The 14,026-nt window shown below is 70.2% G+C and carries 15 protein-coding genes; 5 read left to right on the top strand and 10 right to left on the bottom strand.

Annotated features, from left to right (window positions below; translation table 11 throughout):
- Window positions 1–172 precede the first annotated feature (172 nt).
- Window positions 173–1,819, bottom strand: coding sequence for a D-alanyl-D-alanine carboxypeptidase/D-alanyl-D-alanine-endopeptidase (dacB, locus tag ACLVWQ_RS09800; RefSeq protein ID WP_414107910.1), 1,647 nt, complete (start codon window positions 1,817–1,819; stop codon window positions 173–175).
- Window positions 1,820–1,898: 79 nt separating this feature from the next.
- Here dacB and ACLVWQ_RS09805 point away from each other — a divergent pair, with 79 nt between their 5' ends.
- Entirely contained in the window at window positions 1,899–2,390 is a 492-nt protein-coding gene (locus tag ACLVWQ_RS09805; RefSeq protein WP_033321679.1) for an inorganic diphosphatase, read from the top strand.
- Between the two features lie 132 nt (window positions 2,391–2,522).
- The gene (locus tag ACLVWQ_RS09810) at window positions 2,523–4,190 is read left to right on the top strand and encodes a threonine/serine ThrE exporter family protein (RefSeq protein WP_414107911.1); all 1,668 of its coding nucleotides are present in this window, start codon (window positions 2,523–2,525) and stop codon (window positions 4,188–4,190) included.
- Window positions 4,191–4,314: 124 nt separating this feature from the next.
- On the opposite strand, the gene ACLVWQ_RS09815 is transcribed toward ACLVWQ_RS09810, so the two are convergent.
- Window positions 4,315–5,310, bottom strand: coding sequence for a DedA family protein (locus ACLVWQ_RS09815; protein ID WP_414107912.1), 996 nt, complete (start codon window positions 5,308–5,310; stop codon window positions 4,315–4,317).
- Between the two features lie 142 nt (window positions 5,311–5,452).
- Here ACLVWQ_RS09815 and ACLVWQ_RS09820 point away from each other — a divergent pair, with 142 nt between their 5' ends.
- Together ACLVWQ_RS09820 and ACLVWQ_RS09825 are read left to right on the top strand one after the other, a co-directional pair.
- Window positions 5,453–5,818, top strand: coding sequence for a YbjQ family protein (locus ACLVWQ_RS09820; protein ID WP_414107913.1), 366 nt, complete (start codon window positions 5,453–5,455; stop codon window positions 5,816–5,818).
- 117 nt (window positions 5,819–5,935) lie between these two features.
- Window positions 5,936–7,354, top strand: a complete 1,419-nt coding sequence (locus ACLVWQ_RS09825; protein WP_414107914.1) for a glutamate decarboxylase — start codon at window positions 5,936–5,938, stop codon at window positions 7,352–7,354.
- Window positions 7,355–7,450: 96 nt separating this feature from the next.
- On the opposite strand, the gene ACLVWQ_RS09830 is transcribed toward ACLVWQ_RS09825, so the two are convergent.
- From ACLVWQ_RS09830 to ACLVWQ_RS09840, 3 genes are all read right to left on the bottom strand, one after another.
- Window positions 7,451–8,065: a PadR family transcriptional regulator gene (locus tag ACLVWQ_RS09830; RefSeq protein ID WP_414107915.1), complete on the bottom strand. Its 615-nt coding sequence runs from the start codon at window positions 8,063–8,065 to the stop codon at window positions 7,451–7,453.
- A gap of 94 nt (window positions 8,066–8,159) precedes the next feature.
- Window positions 8,160–9,620 (bottom strand): aldehyde dehydrogenase family protein, encoded by a 1,461-nt coding sequence (locus tag ACLVWQ_RS09835; RefSeq protein ID WP_414107916.1) that lies wholly within the window; start codon window positions 9,618–9,620, stop codon window positions 8,160–8,162.
- A gap of 127 nt (window positions 9,621–9,747) precedes the next feature.
- Window positions 9,748–10,572 (bottom strand): helix-turn-helix domain-containing protein, encoded by an 825-nt coding sequence (locus ACLVWQ_RS09840; protein ID WP_414108097.1) that lies wholly within the window; start codon window positions 10,570–10,572, stop codon window positions 9,748–9,750.
- A gap of 342 nt (window positions 10,573–10,914) precedes the next feature.
- Between ACLVWQ_RS09840 and ACLVWQ_RS09845 the strand changes: the two genes are divergently transcribed.
- Window positions 10,915–11,412, top strand: coding sequence for an ATP-binding protein (locus ACLVWQ_RS09845; protein WP_414107918.1), 498 nt, complete (start codon window positions 10,915–10,917; stop codon window positions 11,410–11,412).
- A 155-nt stretch (window positions 11,413–11,567) separates the two neighbouring features.
- Here ACLVWQ_RS09845 and ACLVWQ_RS09850 read toward each other — a convergent pair whose 3' ends face one another.
- The 5 genes from ACLVWQ_RS09850 to rpmG all read right to left on the bottom strand — a co-directional run bounded on the left by ACLVWQ_RS09850 (window position 11,568) and on the right by rpmG (window position 13,965).
- A complete protein-coding gene (locus ACLVWQ_RS09850) occupies window positions 11,568–11,786 on the bottom strand; it encodes a DUF397 domain-containing protein (RefSeq protein WP_414108098.1) in 219 nt (72 codons plus the stop codon).
- 312 nt (window positions 11,787–12,098) lie between these two features.
- Entirely contained in the window at window positions 12,099–12,329 is a 231-nt protein-coding gene (gene rpsR, locus ACLVWQ_RS09855; RefSeq protein WP_414107919.1) for a 30S ribosomal protein S18, read from the bottom strand.
- Window positions 12,330–12,332: 3 nt separating this feature from the next.
- The gene (locus ACLVWQ_RS09860; RefSeq protein WP_414107920.1) at window positions 12,333–13,493 is read right to left on the bottom strand and encodes a GTP-binding protein; all 1,161 of its coding nucleotides are present in this window, start codon (window positions 13,491–13,493) and stop codon (window positions 12,333–12,335) included.
- Complete coding sequence (locus ACLVWQ_RS09865; protein ID WP_414107922.1) at window positions 13,493–13,795, bottom strand: type B 50S ribosomal protein L31; 303 nt, start codon at window positions 13,793–13,795, stop codon at window positions 13,493–13,495. Before ACLVWQ_RS09865 ends, ACLVWQ_RS09860 begins: the two co-directional genes overlap by 1 nt.
- Before the next feature lie 5 nt (window positions 13,796–13,800).
- A complete protein-coding gene (rpmG, locus tag ACLVWQ_RS09870) occupies window positions 13,801–13,965 on the bottom strand; it encodes a 50S ribosomal protein L33 (protein ID WP_100568502.1) in 165 nt (54 codons plus the stop codon).
- Between the last annotated feature and the right edge of the window lie 61 nt (window positions 13,966–14,026).

Raw genomic sequence — 14,026 nt, forward strand, 5'->3', positions numbered from 1 at the left:
GGCGCTGCCCCTGACGGGCTCGTCAGAGGAGGCACCTGTGGCCGCAGCAGTGGGGGTGCGGCTGCGTCGATCGGCTGCGGGTGCGCTGTGGCCGGGCGCGCAGTTCCCCGCGCTCCTTGGTGGCCGGTGCTGCCCCCTCTGGCGCAGCGCCACTGACGGGGGCGGTGTGGGCTCAGTTGCAGCCGCAGGTTGCCAAGGTCGAGGCCAGGGTGTCCAGGGCCTGCTGGGTCGTTGTGGGGTTCGTGGGTGGGTCGGATTCGGTCAGGAAGGCGAAGGCCAGGAGGTGGCCGTCCTTGTCCACGACCGTGCCCGCCAGCGTGTGCACGCCGGTCAGGGTGCCCGTCTTGGCCCGTACGAGGCCGGTGCCGGGCTGTCCCGCGTACCGCGTGCTGAGGGTGCCGGTGAAGCCGGCGACGGGGAGGCCGGTGAGGACCGGGCGCAGCTCGGGGCGGTCCGGGTCCGCGGCCTTGGTCAGCAGGGCCGTGAGCAGGTCCGCGGTGAGCTTGTCCGCGCGGTCCAGGCCGCTGCCGTCCGCGAACCGCGCGCCCTTGAGCGGTAGCCCGAGCTTCTTCAGCTCGGCGCGGGTCGCCGCGGCGCCGCCGTCGAAGCTCGCCGGTTCGCCGGAGACGAGGGCGCTCTGGCGGGCGAGGGCCTCGGCGATGTCGTTGTCGCTGCTGGTCAGCATGCGTTCGACCAGGGCCGACAGGGGCGGCGACTGCACCTCGGCGAGGTCCTCGGCGCGGTCGGTCGCCTTGGAGTGGCCGGGCACGGTGGTCCGGACGCCGCGGTCCGCCAGGAACTCCGCGAACTTCTTCGCCGCGTCGGCCGCCGGGTCCGCGCTGCGGTCCGCGGGGCCGCTGGAGGAGTCGTCCAGGCGGCCCTCGTCGGCCATCAGGGCGGTGACCGGGGCGAGGTTGGTGTTGGGGCCGATGGGGTGCACCTCGCTTCCCTCGTACAGCGAGGTGTCGTACGAGAGCGTCACCTCGGGGGCCTTGCCGCCCTTGCCGCCGCCCTTGCCGCTGGTGCGGTTCTTGAGGGCGCGGGCCGTGTCGTCGGCCAGGGCGCGCAGGCTCGCGTCGCCGTTCGCCTGCGCGCGGGCGGTCAGCGTCGGGTCTCCGCCGCCGACGAGGACGACCTCCTCGGTGCCGGGTTCGAGGACCGTCCTGGTGGTGATGCGGTGGTCGGGGCCGGCCGCGCCGAGCGCCGCGACCGCCGTGGCGATCTTCGTGGTGGAGGCCGGGGTCAGCGGGTCGTCCGCCCCTCTGCCGAACAGACGTTCGCCGGTGGTCATGTCGACGACGGCGCCCGTACGGTCCGATCCCAGCGCGGGGTCGGCGAGCAGCGGTCCCAGGACGTCCGCCAGAGCACCCTCGCCGGGGGCGGGTACGGAGCCCTTGGCGCGGCCGAGACCGGCGAGCACGGACAGGGCGCTGGGTGCGGGCGCCGGCGCCTTTCCGGACGTACCGGGCACCTGGCCGTGATCTGTGCCACCTGCCCGCTCCCACGATGCGGCCCGGTCGCGCTCCGCCGTACGCTGACCGGTGGAGTCCCAGGGTCCGGTCGTGCTGACCACGGTGGCCGCGACGACGAGTCCTAGGGTGGCGGCGCCCGCCGTGAACTGCACGGTCGACAGCCGCCCGACCAACGGCCCGACAGCCTCCGTCGCCCGGCTGACCAGCGGCTTCACGGCTCCTGCGGCCCGGTCGAGCGGTGGCTTCACGGCCGCCGCGGCCCGCCCGAGTTGCGGTCTCACGGATCGCGCGATCCGCACCACATGCGGTCTCGCGGCCCGCCAAGCCTTCAGCTCTGGCACGACCACCAGCCCCTTTCGCGATCACACACCTGCGTGAGGGACACTTAACCACCAGAACTATGTGCTGATCATGGAGGAGCCACCGGTGGAGTTCGACGTCACGATCGAGATTCCGAAGGGTTCACGGAACAAGTACGAGGTGGACCACGAGACCGGTCGGATCCGTCTGGACCGTCGCCTCTTCACCTCGACCAGCTACCCGGCCGACTACGGCTTCGTCGAGAACACTCTCGGCGAGGACGGCGACCCGCTGGACGCCCTGGTCATCCTGGACGAGCCGACCTTCCCCGGTTGCCTCATCCAGTGCCGCACGATCGGCATGTTCCGTATGACGGACGAGGCCGGCGGCGACGACAAGCTGCTGTGCGTTCCCGCGCACGACCCGCGCGTGGAGCACCTGCGGGACATCCACCACGTGTCGGAGTTCGACCGTCTGGAGATCCAGCACTTCTTCGAGGTCTACAAGGACCTTGAGCCGGGCAAGTCCGTCGAGGGTGCCAACTGGGTGGGCCGTACGGACGCCGAGGCCGAGATCGAGCGGTCGTACAAGCGCTTCAAGGAGACCGGCGGTCACTGACCCCTCGTTCTCCTGCGGGCCGCGCGACCTCGACCGGGGCGCGCGGCCCGTTTGTGTGTCGGTTTGTGTGATGGTGCGCATACTGGGCGTACTGGAGGTGCGACCGGGAGCGGATGGGTGCGGGAGCAGTGGGTGACTGAGCCGGAGGCCGAGGACCGTAAGCCGCCGTCGGACGAGGCGCGCAGCGCGTTCGTCCCGCCGAGCGGTGTGGTGGCGCAGGCACCGCCGGTCGAGGAGGAGTCGTCGACGACGTCCGAGTTCGCGCTGCCCAGTGGTTACGACGTCTCGCAGACGCACACCAGCGCCGCCGCCGAGTCCGAGGGGTCGGCGTTCAGCACTCCGCGGACGTACGGCGGCTCCCGGCGGGCGCCGCTCGCCTTCACCCCGCCCGGGGGCATTCCGCGGGTCGATCTGACCACGGACACGCCCTGGCAGGACCGGATGCGCACGATGCTGCGCATGCCGGTCGCCGAGCGGCCCGTGCCGGAGATCGTGCAGAAGACGGAGGACGAGGGTCCGGCCGTGCCGCGCGTCCTCGACCTGACCCTGCGCGTCGGGGAGTTGCTGCTCGCGGGCGGTGAGGGCGCCGAGGACGTGGAGGCGGCGATGTTCGCCGTCTGCCGTTCCTACGGCCTCGACCGCTGCGAGCCGGGTGTCACCTTCACGCTGCTGTCCATCTCGTACCAGCCGTCGCTGGTCGACGATCCGGTGACCGCGTCGCGGACCGTGCGGCGCCGGGGCACCGACTACACGCGGCTGGCGGCCGTGTACCAGCTCGTCGACGACATCAGCGACGACGAGACCGAGGTGTCCCTGGAGGAGTCCTACCGGCGGCTCGCGGAGATCCGCCGCAACCGGCACCCGTACAGCGGCTGGGTGCTGACCCTCGCCACCGGGCTGCTCGCGGGCGCGGCCTCCGTGCTCGTCGGCGGTGATCTGATCGTGTTCGTCGCGGCGGCGGTCGGCGCGATGCTGGGCGACCGGCTGGCGTGGCTGTGCGCGGGGCGCGGGCTGCCGGAGTTCTACCAGTTCACGGTGGCCGCGATGCCGGCCGCCGCGATGGGTGCCGCGCTCACGGTGGCGCACGTCGACGTGCGGGCGTCCGCGGTGATCACCGGTGGGCTGTTCGCGCTGCTGCCCGGACGGGCGCTGGTGGCGGGCGTGCAGGACGGGCTGACCGGTTACTACATCACCGCGGCGGCCCGGCTCCTGGAGGTCATGTACTTCTACGTCGGCATCGTCATCGGGGTCCTGGTGATCCTGTACTTCGGTGTGACGCTGGGCGCCGAGCTCAACCCGGACGCGGCCCTGAAGTCCGCGCAGCGGCCCCTGTGGCAGATCGCCGCGTCGATGCTCCTGACGCTCGCCTTCGCGGTCCTGCTCCAGCAGGAACGATCCACCGTGCTGATAGTGACCCTCAACGGCGGGGTCGCGTGGAGCGTGTACGGCGCGATGCACTACGCGGGCGAGATCTCACCGGTCGCCTCGACGGCCGTGGCGGCCGGGCTGGTGGGGCTGTTCGGGCAGCTGATGTCGCGCTACCGGTTCGCGTCCGCGCTGCCGTACACGACCGCCGCGATCGGGCCGCTGCTGCCGGGCTCCGCCACGTACTTCGGGCTGCTCGCCATCGCCCAGAACGACGTGGACGAGGGGCTGGTGTCGCTCACCAAGGCGGCCGCGCTGGCGATGGCCATCGCGATCGGGATGAACCTGGGGTCGGAGATCTCCCGGCTGTTCCTGCGGCTGCCGGGGGCCACGGCGGGGGCGCGGCGGGCGGCGAAGCGCACCCGCGGGTTCTGAGGCGGGCGGGTTCCGAGGCGGGTCGGCCGACGGCCGGTGTTCGGCTGCCGGTCCGCCGTGGCCGGGCGCGCGGTTCCCCGCGCCCCTTCGGGGCACGGGGTTCGGGTTCGCCTACCCGGCCTGCTCAGTTCCTCGGGTACTCCTGGCCGTACGGGTACGGCTGCTGCGGGCTCTGCTGGTACTGCTGCTGGTCCTCGGGGTACTGCTGCTGGGGGTACTGGGGGGCGTACGGCTCGTTGCCGTACGGCTGCTGTTGGCCCTGCTGGTAGTAGTCCTGGCTCTGGTTGCCGTACTGGTCGTTCTGGTGGTTCTGGTCGCCGTAGCCCTGGTGCTGGTCGCCGTAGCCCTGGTTCTGCTGGTCGTACCGCTGGTCGTAGCCGTTCTGGTGGGTCTGCGGGATCTGGCGGAGCTGGGCGGTGCGGTCGTCCATGAGGGGGGCGGCCGAGGGCACGGGGGCGCTCTGGGGCTCGGAGGTCTGCGCCGTGTCGTTCTTCGACTTGTTCGACTTACCGCGGGCCCGCAGGAACTCGATGATGATCGGGACCACCGAGATGAAGACGATCAGGAGCAGGATCGGCTCGATGTTCTCGTGGACGAAGTCGATGCTGCCGAGCCAGGAGCCGAGCAGCGTGACACCGGCGCCCCAGAGGACGCCGCCGATCACGTTGAAGATCAGGAACGAGCGGTACTTCATGCCGCTGACGCCGGCGATGATCGGCGTGAACGTGCGCACGATGGGCACGAAACGGGCCAGTACCAGCGACTTCGGGCCGTGCTTCTCGAAGAACTCGTGTGCCTTGGTGACGTTCTCCTGCTTGAAGAGGCGGGAGTCCGGCCGGGTGAAGAGCGAAGGACCGACCTTCTTGCCGAACATGTAGCCCGCCTGGTCGCCGAGGATCGCGGCGACACAGATCAGGGCGATGGCGCCCCACAGCGGGAAGTCCAGGGTGTTGGCGGTGATCAGCATGCCCGCCGTGAACAGCAGCGAGTCACCCGGCAGGAAGAACCCGATGAGCAGGCCGGACTCGGCGAAGACGATCAGGAGCAAGCCCCAGATGCCGAACGAGTCGAGCAAGTAGTCCGGATCCATCCAGCTCGGGCCAAGGGCGAACGTCGTCACGATTCCGGGGCTCCTGGGGGTGGTGGATTCGGCGGCAGGCGCAGGTGTGGCCGACCAAAGTTATCAACGTGCCACGACGTGGCCAGGTTCCACTGGCTCCTACGGGATGCACTGTGCCCCGACTGGGACAAAGCTGTGAGCCATGGGTATCGAAGAATACGGCGGCGGTCAGGGCCCCGCGCCCGACGTGCTGGTCGTGACGACGAACGACGTACCCGGGTACCGGGTCGAGCAGGTCATCGGTGAGGTCTTCGGGCTGACCGTCCGCTCCAGGCATCTGGGCAGTCAGATCGGCGCGGGACTGAAGTCGATGATCGGCGGCGAGCTGAAGGGCCTCACCAAGACGCTGGTGGAGACCCGCAACCAGGCGATGGAACGGCTCGTCGAGCAGGCACGGGCGCGCGGCGCCAACGGTGTGCTGATGTTCCGGTTCGATGTGACGGAGGCGGCCGACGTCGGCACCGAGGTGTGCGCGTACGGCACGGCCGTGGTGATGGTGAAGGAATAGCGCGACCCTTGCGGTAAGGGGCGCCCGCCGTTGCGGACGCCCCTTACCGGGCGTCCGGGCGTCAGGATGTCCGTACGCACGGACATCCTGACGCCCGCCCCGAGGACAGGAGGCATCATGCCGCTGCACAAAGGCCCCGCGAAGTCCGACGACGACAGGTTCCCCTCGACCGTCAACCCCTTCTACGGGGAGGCGAATCCGGTCGGCGGGATGACGCAGGCCCCGCCGCAGCACCGGCTGCCCGAGGGACCGCTGACGCCCTCCACCGCCTACCAGCTGGTCCACGACGAGCTGATGCTGGACGGCAACTCGCGCCTCAACCTCGCGACCTTCGTCACCACGTGGATGGAGCCGCAGGCCGATGTGCTGCTCGGCGAGTGCCGGGACAAGAACATGATCGACAAGGACGAGTACCCGCGCACGGCCGAGCTGGAGCGCCGGTGCGTGGCGATGCTCGCCGACCTGTGGAACGCGCCGGATCCGTCCGCCGCGGTGGGCTGTTCGACGACGGGGTCCAGCGAGGCGTGCATGCTCGCGGGCATGGCCCTCAAGCGCCGCTGGACCAGGCGGAACGCGGACCGGTATCCGGGGCCGGGAGCCCGCCCGAACCTCGTCATGGGTATCAACGTGCAAGTTTGCTGGGAGAAGTTCTGCAACTTCTGGGAGGTGGAGGCGCGCCAGGTGCCCATGGAGGGCGACCGCTTCCACCTCGACCCGCGGGCCGCCGCCGAGCTGTGCGACGAGAACACCATCGGGGTCGTCGGCATCCTCGGCTCCACCTTCGACGGGTCGTACGAGCCGATCGCCGAACTCTGCTCCGCACTGGATGAGTTGCAGTCGCGAACGGGACTGGACATCCCCGTCCATGTGGACGGCGCGTCCGGCGCGATGGTCGCCCCCTTCGTGGACGAGGACCTGGTCTGGGACTTCCGGCTGCCGCGGGTCGCCTCGATCAACACCTCGGGGCACAAGTACGGGCTGGTCTACCCGGGCGTCGGCTGGGCGCTGTGGCGCTCGGCCGCCGAGCTGCCGGACGAGCTGGTCTTCCGGGTGAACTACCTGGGCGGCGACATGCCGACCTTCGCGCTCAACTTCTCCCGGCCCGGGGCCCAGGTGGTGGCGCAGTACTACACGTTCCTGCGCCTGGGCCGTGAGGGTTACCGGGCGGTCCAGCAGACGACCCGGGACGTGGCCCGGGGCCTCGCCGAGCGGATCGGGGCGATGGACGACTTCCGACTCCTCACCCGGGGCGACCAGTTGCCGGTGTTCGCCTTCACCACGGCCCCGGACGTCACGGCGTTCGACGTCTTCGACGTGTCGCGCCGCATGAGGGAGCGTGGCTGGCTGCTGCCCGCGTACACCTTCCCCGCCAACCGGGAGGACCTGTCCGTCCTGCGGGTGGTCTGCCGCAACGGCTTCTCGTCCGACCTGGCCCAGCTGTTCACGGAGGACCTGGCCCGCCTGCTGCCGGAACTGCGCCGCCAGCCGGGACCACTGGCACGGGACAAGGGGGCGGCGACGGGCTTCCACCACTGAGGAGAGCGCCCCCGGCTCGCCTCGCGCCGGCCCTCGTCGTCGCCGCCCCCGCCTGGGCGGCCTTCGTCGGTCCCCTCAAGCGCTCCGCGCGCTGACCTAGGCGTACGGGTTCTTCTCGCCCTCCGCGAGTACCCCCACGAACGGCTCACCTTCCTCGCCCGCGAAGCGGTACGCGCCGCCCTTGATGCGCTGGATCAGGCCGCGGGTCCACTCGGCGCCCGTGTCGGCGGAGTGGACCCAGAAGTTCATGATCTCGCCGATGTGACCGAGCTGTTCGGGGCCGTCCTCCGGTACGTAGTGCTCGGTGACGGCCGTGCGCCACTCCTCGATGCCGCGCACCCGCTCCTCCAGGAGGTCGAGCGCCTCATCTCGGCGGAGGTCCACCACGAAGCCGAGGGCCGCCGAGAGGATGTCCGGTTTCTGGTCGTACGAGGTCAGGGACGCGCGCAGGAGGGTGAAGTACTCCTGGGTGCCCTTCTGAGTGATCTCGTACTCCGTGCGCGGCGGGCCGCCGGCCGTGGAGGGCGCGATCTCGTGGGCGATCAGCATGCCCTGCTTCGCCATCTGCTTGAGCGCGTGATAGATCGAGCCCGGCTTGGCGTTGGACCACTCGTGCGCGCCCCAGTACTCCAGGTCGTTGCGCACTTGATAGCCATGGGCCCGGCCGTGCTGCCGTACGGCACCCAGGACGAGAAGGCGGATCGCTGACATGTTGTCAAGCGTAGGGTGCCCCCGCCCGCCCCGGGCGACTGGCCCGGCCGGTCCGGGCCCCGGAAGGGGGACCGGACGGGACCGGAGGCGGCGGTCAGAACGGGAAGAAGCTGCGGCCGTGCTGTACCGAGATCCACTTCTGGGTCGTGAACGCCTCCACCGTCGCCTCGCCGTTCAGGCGGCCGGTGCCCGAGGACTTCTCGCCGCCGAAGGCGACCAGCGGCTCGTCGTGCACGGTGCCGTCGTTCACGTGGAACATGCCCGTGTCGATCCGCTTGGCGAAGGAGACGCCGCGCTCGACGTCCGCGGTGTGCACGGCGCCGCTCAGTCCGTACGGGGTGTCGTTGACGATCCGGACCGCCTCCTCCTCGCCGTCGAACGGGACGAGGAGCGCCACGGGGCCGAAGATCTCCTGCCGGAGGATGGCGGAGTCGGCGGGCAGGCCCGTCAGGACCGTCGGCCCGACGAGGTTGTCGGTGGTGGTGCCGTGCACGAGGGCGGTCGCGCCCTGGGCGAGCGCCTGGTCCACGACGGCCGAGACGGCGTCCGCCTGCGAGGAGTTGATGAGCGGGCCGATGACGGTCTCCGGGTCGCTCGGGTCGCCGACCTTCAGCGTCCTGACCTTGGCGACGAACTTCTCGGTGAACTCCGCCTCGACGGACCGGTCCACCAGGACCCGGTTCGCCGCCATGCAGACCTGGCCCTGGTGCACGAACCGGCTGAAGACGGCGGCGTCCACGGCGTAGTCGACGTCCGCGTCGTCGAGTACCACCAGCGCGCTGTTGCCGCCCAGTTCGAGGACGGCGCGCTTGAAGTGCGAGGCGCAGACGGTGGCGACGTGGCGGCCGACCTTGTCGGAGCCGGTGAAGGAGATGACCTTCGGGACCGGGTGCTCGATGAACGCGTCGCCGATCTCCGCGATGTCGGTGATCACGACGTTGAGCAGACCGGCCGGCAGACCCGCGTCCTCGAAGATCTTCGCGACCAGGGAACCGCCCACGATCGGGGTGTTCTGGTGCGGCTTGAGGACCACGCCGTTGCCGAGCGCCAGGGCGGGCGCCACGGACTTCAGCGACAGCAGGAACGGGAAGTTGAAGGGGCTGATCACACCGACGACGCCGACCGGGACGCGGTAGAGGCGGTTCTCCTTGCCGTCACCGGGCGAGGGCAGGATCCTGCCCTCGGGCCGCAGCGCGAGGTTGACCGCCTCGCGCAGGAACTCCTTCGCGAGGTGCAGTTCGAAGCCGGCCTTCAGCCGCGTGCCGCCGAGCTCCGCGACGATCACCTCGGTGATCTCCGGCTCGCGCTCCTCGACGATCCGCAGGACCTTCTCGAACACGGCACGGCGCGTGTACGGGTTCGTCGCCGCCCAGTCCCGCTGGGCGCGGGCGGCGGCCCGGTAGGCCTGATCCACCTCGTCGGCGGTGGCTATCGTGATCGAGGCGAGCTTCTCGCCGTCGTAGGGATTGAAGTCGATGATGTCCCAGGAGCCGGTACCCGGTCGCCATCGGCCGTCGATGTACTGCTGAGCCAGGTCGGTGAAGTAGGACGACATGTGATCCCTCAATCCCCTTGCCGCGATCCCTTGTCACAGCCCCGTGCTGCCCAAGGCGACAGCCCGATCGACTTCACGCGCCTTCACGCGTCTTCACGGTCTGATCACGAGTCATCGTACTGACGTTTCAAGAGAGTTGGAGCAGTCCTCTGAGCAAGTCGCGGCTCTCGTCGGGGCCCGGACTGTCCTGCTGCAGCTCCTTCATCGCCTTCTCGTACTGGGCGACGTCCTCGCGCTTGTCCAGATACAGCGCGCTGGTGAGCTGCTCCAGATACACCACGTCGGACAGATCGGACTCGGGGAAGCTGAGCACCGTGAAGGCGCCGCTCTCCCCCGCGTGCCCGCCGAAGCTGAACGGCATGACCTGGAGCCGTACGTTGGGGCGCTGGGAGATGTCGATGAGGTGCTGGAGCTGACCGCGCATCACGTCCCGGTCGCCGTACGGCCGGCGCAGCGCGGCCTCGTCGAGGACCACGTGGAACTCGGGCGTGCTCTCCGAGACGAGGTACTTCTGGCGCTCCATGCGCAGCGCCACCCGCCGCTCGATGTCGGCCCCGCTCGCGCCCTTCATCCCGCGGGCGACGACGGCGCGCGCGTACGCCTCGGTCTGCAGCAGGCCGTGCACGAACTGGACCTCGTACGACCGGATCACGGCCGAAGCCCCCTCCAGGCCGACATAGGTCGGGAACCAGCTGGGCAGAACATCGGAGTAACTGTGCCACCAGCCCGCGACATTGGCCTCCTTGGCGAGCGACAGCAGTGACTTGCGCTCCGCCTCGTCGGCGATCCCGTACAGCGTCAGCAGATCCTCGACGTCCCTCGTCTTGAAGCTCACCCGGCCCAACTCCATACGGCTGATCTTCGATTCGGAGGCCCGGATCGAGTAACCGGCCTTCTCCCGGGTGATCGCACGCGATTCACGCAGCCGCCTCAGGTGCGAGCCGAGCAGCATGCGGCGTACCACCGATCCCGACTCCTGCGTACTCACGTTCGCCAGCCTCCCCAACCGTCTTCAAGGGCCGCAGTCTGCCACTAAAACACTTCAAGCAGTACTCGTTCGGTTACAGAAACGGCAAGCTTTCAAAGGAGATGCGTAGGAAACGACAAGGAGAAGACAAGCCAGACCCAGAAATGTGACGGCCGGATGGCGGAAAAAATGACCAAGAAGCGCCACGGGATGGTCAATTCGGGCGCGTGCACGTGCATCTGCCCTTGCATCTGCTGAACGCATTCGGAACGATGGTCTCGCGCCACCGCTGCATCGCAACGACCGCGAACCCCGGGAGTGCCTCGCATGGGGACGAATGGATCGACCGTGCTCGAGCCGTTAAGGCAGGGGCTTCCGCCACTGGATCCCTCGACCGTGTCCAACGCCGCCTCCTGCGCCCTCCCGCCCCGGTACGAAGCGGTGCGCGACGCCCGGCAGTTCACCCGCCGCACCCTGGACCAGTGGGACGTGGGCAACCGATTCGACGACGTCTGTCTGGTGGTCTCGGAACTCGTCACCAACGCGCTGCGGCACGCGCTGCCCGCGGACACCCCCCGCCCGGCCGACCAGGACCAGCCCGTGCGGCTGCACCTGATGCGGTGGACCGGGAGACTCGTGTGCGCGGTGCGCGACCCCAGTCACGACAGTCCGGTCGCGGGCGACTCCGACGACATCGCGGCGGAGTCGGGACGTGGCCTGTTCCTGGTGGAGTCCTTCGCCGACGGCTGGGGATGGCACCCGCTGGCCGGCTCGCTCAACGGCAAGGTCGTCTGGGCGCTGTTCCGGCTGGGATCTTCGGCGTGACGGACCGCGGCGCCTTTCGGCGTCGCGTTTCTACGCGCGTCCCGGGTGTCGGCGAAGGCTCCGGCTCCGGCTCCGGCGCACACTGAGCGGCGGCGTCCGCGACAGCCGCCGCGACGGCTCCGGCGGCCGCGAAGGCCCCCGCCGCCGGCCCGCCGTCAGCCCGCTATCAGGTGGTCGAACTCCCCGTCCTTGATGCCCAGGAGCATGGCCTCGATCTCCGCGCGCGTGTAGACGAGGGCCGGGCCCTCGGGGAAGCGCGAGTTGCGTACGGCCACCTCGCCGCCGGGCAGCCGGGCGAACTCCACGCAGGAACCCTGCGAGTTGCTGTGTCTGCTCTTCTGCCAGGCCGCCTCATGCAGCTCCGTGGCAGCCATGCCGTTGTACACGTCGTGGTCCACAGGTCGCTCCCCGGTGGTGCATTGGCGTCTGTTGCCATTGATGCAGTGGTCAACTGCACCGGATCATAGCTGTCTTCACATGCAGATGCATGGGCAGATGCACGTGCACGGGGGGTGTTCTCCTGGTTACACATTTGACGGTCGCGAAGCCCGAATCGTTCCCGCGCCACCCCCTGTCCATGGAAGAGACGCGCGCCGGGCCCCTCCTGTTCCGAAACGGCCCCGCCCTGCCCGATGAGTCACCGGGCAGGGCGGGGCCGCCTTGTACGCAGGGGCAGTTGGGGTCGGCTATCTCGACGCGTACGGCAGCAGGGCCATCTCGCGGGCGTTCTTGATCGCACGGGCCAGCCGGCGCTGCTGACGGGCGGAGACCCGGGTGACCCTGCGACTGCGAATCTTTCCGCGGTCGGAGATGAACCTCCGCAGCAGGTCCGTGTCCTTGTAGTCGATGTACGTGATCTTCGCCGCGTCCAGCGGATTGGGACGGGGCGTCGGCTTGCGGCCGGGGTCACGGGCCATGGGTCAGACCTCCAGGAGGGTGTCGAAGGCGGGCCGGAGCCGCTGCCAGGCGGTGCGGCCCCCGGCGTACTCCGCGTCGGTCAACAGGCAGGACTCCAGGAGGAGTTCGAGTCCGTCGCGGTCCAGGCCCGGCGAGGTGAAGACGAGGTGCTGGCAGCGGTCGCCGTGCTCCGGGTGCCAGTCGAGCGCGGCGGCGGCCCGGCGCACCGGGGGAACCAGGTCCCACGCCGCGTCCGGCAGGGACGCCATCCACGGCCCGGCGCCCTCCACGCACAGGGCGCCGCCGGCCGCGTCCCAGTGCAGCAGGGTGTCGGGCCGGTCCGCGAGCCAGAACCGCCCCCGGCTGCGGGCGGCGGAGCAGGTCAGGTCCTCCAGCGCCGCGTACAGCCGCTCCGGGTGGAACGGCCGGCACCGGTGCCATACGAGGGTGGCGACCCCGCACTCGTCGGCCTCGGCCGGCAAGAGCGCGCAGGCCGGGTGCTGGGCCGCGGCGGCGGCCTCCACGTCGAACCCGGCGAGGGCGGCGTCCGCGAGCGCCGAGGACGCGATCGGTGGAGCGGTGCCTGCGTCCGCGGCGGCCGGGATCGGTACCCGGCGGGCCGTCGGGTGGAGCTGGGCCAGCAGGGCGTGGTCCTCGTCGTCGGCCTCCGCCGAGTCGACGAGGGCCAGGACCGGGGCGTACTCCAGTTGCCGGGCGAAGGTGTCGGCGACGGTGCGCTGGTCGGTCGCGGCCGCGGCGAGGCCCACGTCGGCGAGGTCGTCGCCGTTGCCCAGGCAGGGCAGCACCAGGGCGGGGTCGACCGCGGTGATCACGCCGGTGAGGCGGAGTCCGGCGCCCGCGACCACCTCGGCCATCGCCTTGGGCTCGACCGAGTCCCAGAGCTCGACGACCGCCAGGCGGGTCAGACCGTCCGCCGCGAGCCGCTCCAGCTCCGGGACCAGGTCCTCGCGCAGCGCGCAGCACGCGCAGTCGTTGACCAGCGGAGCCTCACCGGCCGAGACGATGCCGGTGCGGTCGCGGACCGTGCGGACGACCGTCCCCTCCACGGCCGTCGCGAGGTCGTGGTGCAGCGCCACGGCACCCGGCACCTCGGCGAGCAGCCGCTCCACCGTCTGCCTGCGCGCATCGGCGTGCAGCCCGCCGACGACGGCGACGGACAGCATCAGCGGCCCCCGCTCTCACTGTCGCGCCCGCTGCCGTACCCACTGCCGCTCCCGCCGTCGCGCCTGCCGAAGCGGCGCTCGAAGCGCTCCACTCGGCCGGCCGTGTCCAGGACGCGGGCCGTGCCCGTGTAGAAGGGGTGGCTCACGTTCGAGATCTCGACGTCGACGACCGGGTACGTGTTGCCGTCCTCCCACTCGATCGTCTTCTCGCTCGTCATGGTCGAGCCGGTCAGGAAGGCGTGGTTCGCGGCCCGGTCCCGGAAGACGACGGGCCCGTACGCCGGGTGGATTCCCTCGCGCATGACGCTCAGCGCTCCTCTCGGAAGTCGACGTGCCGGCCTGCGACCGGGTCGTACTTGCGCAGGGTCAGCCGGTCGGGGTCGTTGCGGCGGTTCTTGCGGGTGACGTACGTGTAGCCGGTCCCGGCCGTGGACCGGAGTTTGACGACCGGGCGGAGTTCGTTGCGTGCCATGTGGCTAGTATATGAAAACGAATCCCATTACCAATAACCCCAAGACAGGGAAAGACAGAGA

The organism is Streptomyces sp. CWNU-52B (assembly GCF_047444975.1).
Lineage (GTDB): Bacteria > Actinomycetota > Actinomycetes > Streptomycetales > Streptomycetaceae > Streptomyces.

What these genes read in the sequence shown, in the direction of transcription:
- ACLVWQ_RS09820 (WP_414107913.1), top strand. Translation starts at nt 5,453, where the DNA reads ATGGGTATCGAAGAATACGGCGGCGGTCAGGGCCCCGCGCCCGACGTG.
- ACLVWQ_RS09825 (WP_414107914.1), top strand. Translation starts at nt 5,936, where the DNA reads ATGCCGCTGCACAAAGGCCCCGCGAAGTCCGACGACGACAGGTTCCCC.
- ACLVWQ_RS09830 (WP_414107915.1), bottom strand. Translation starts at nt 8,065, where the DNA reads ATGTCAGCGATCCGCCTTCTCGTCCTGGGTGCCGTACGGCAGCACGGC.
- ACLVWQ_RS09835 (WP_414107916.1), bottom strand. Translation starts at nt 9,620, where the DNA reads ATGTCGTCCTACTTCACCGACCTGGCTCAGCAGTACATCGACGGCCGA.
- ACLVWQ_RS09840 (WP_414108097.1), bottom strand. Translation starts at nt 10,572, where the DNA reads ATGCTGCTCGGCTCGCACCTGAGGCGGCTGCGTGAATCGCGTGCGATC.
- ACLVWQ_RS09845 (WP_414107918.1), top strand. Translation starts at nt 10,915, where the DNA reads ATGGGGACGAATGGATCGACCGTGCTCGAGCCGTTAAGGCAGGGGCTT.
- ACLVWQ_RS09850 (WP_414108098.1), bottom strand. Translation starts at nt 11,786, where the DNA reads ATGGCTGCCACGGAGCTGCATGAGGCGGCCTGGCAGAAGAGCAGACAC.
- rpsR (WP_414107919.1), bottom strand. Translation starts at nt 12,329, where the DNA reads ATGGCCCGTGACCCCGGCCGCAAGCCGACGCCCCGTCCCAATCCGCTG.
- ACLVWQ_RS09860 (WP_414107920.1), bottom strand. Translation starts at nt 13,493, where the DNA reads ATGCTGTCCGTCGCCGTCGTCGGCGGGCTGCACGCCGATGCGCGCAGG.
- ACLVWQ_RS09865 (WP_414107922.1), bottom strand. Translation starts at nt 13,795, where the DNA reads ATGCGCGAGGGAATCCACCCGGCGTACGGGCCCGTCGTCTTCCGGGAC.
- rpmG (WP_100568502.1), bottom strand. Translation starts at nt 13,965, where the DNA reads ATGGCACGCAACGAACTCCGCCCGGTCGTCAAACTCCGGTCCACGGCC.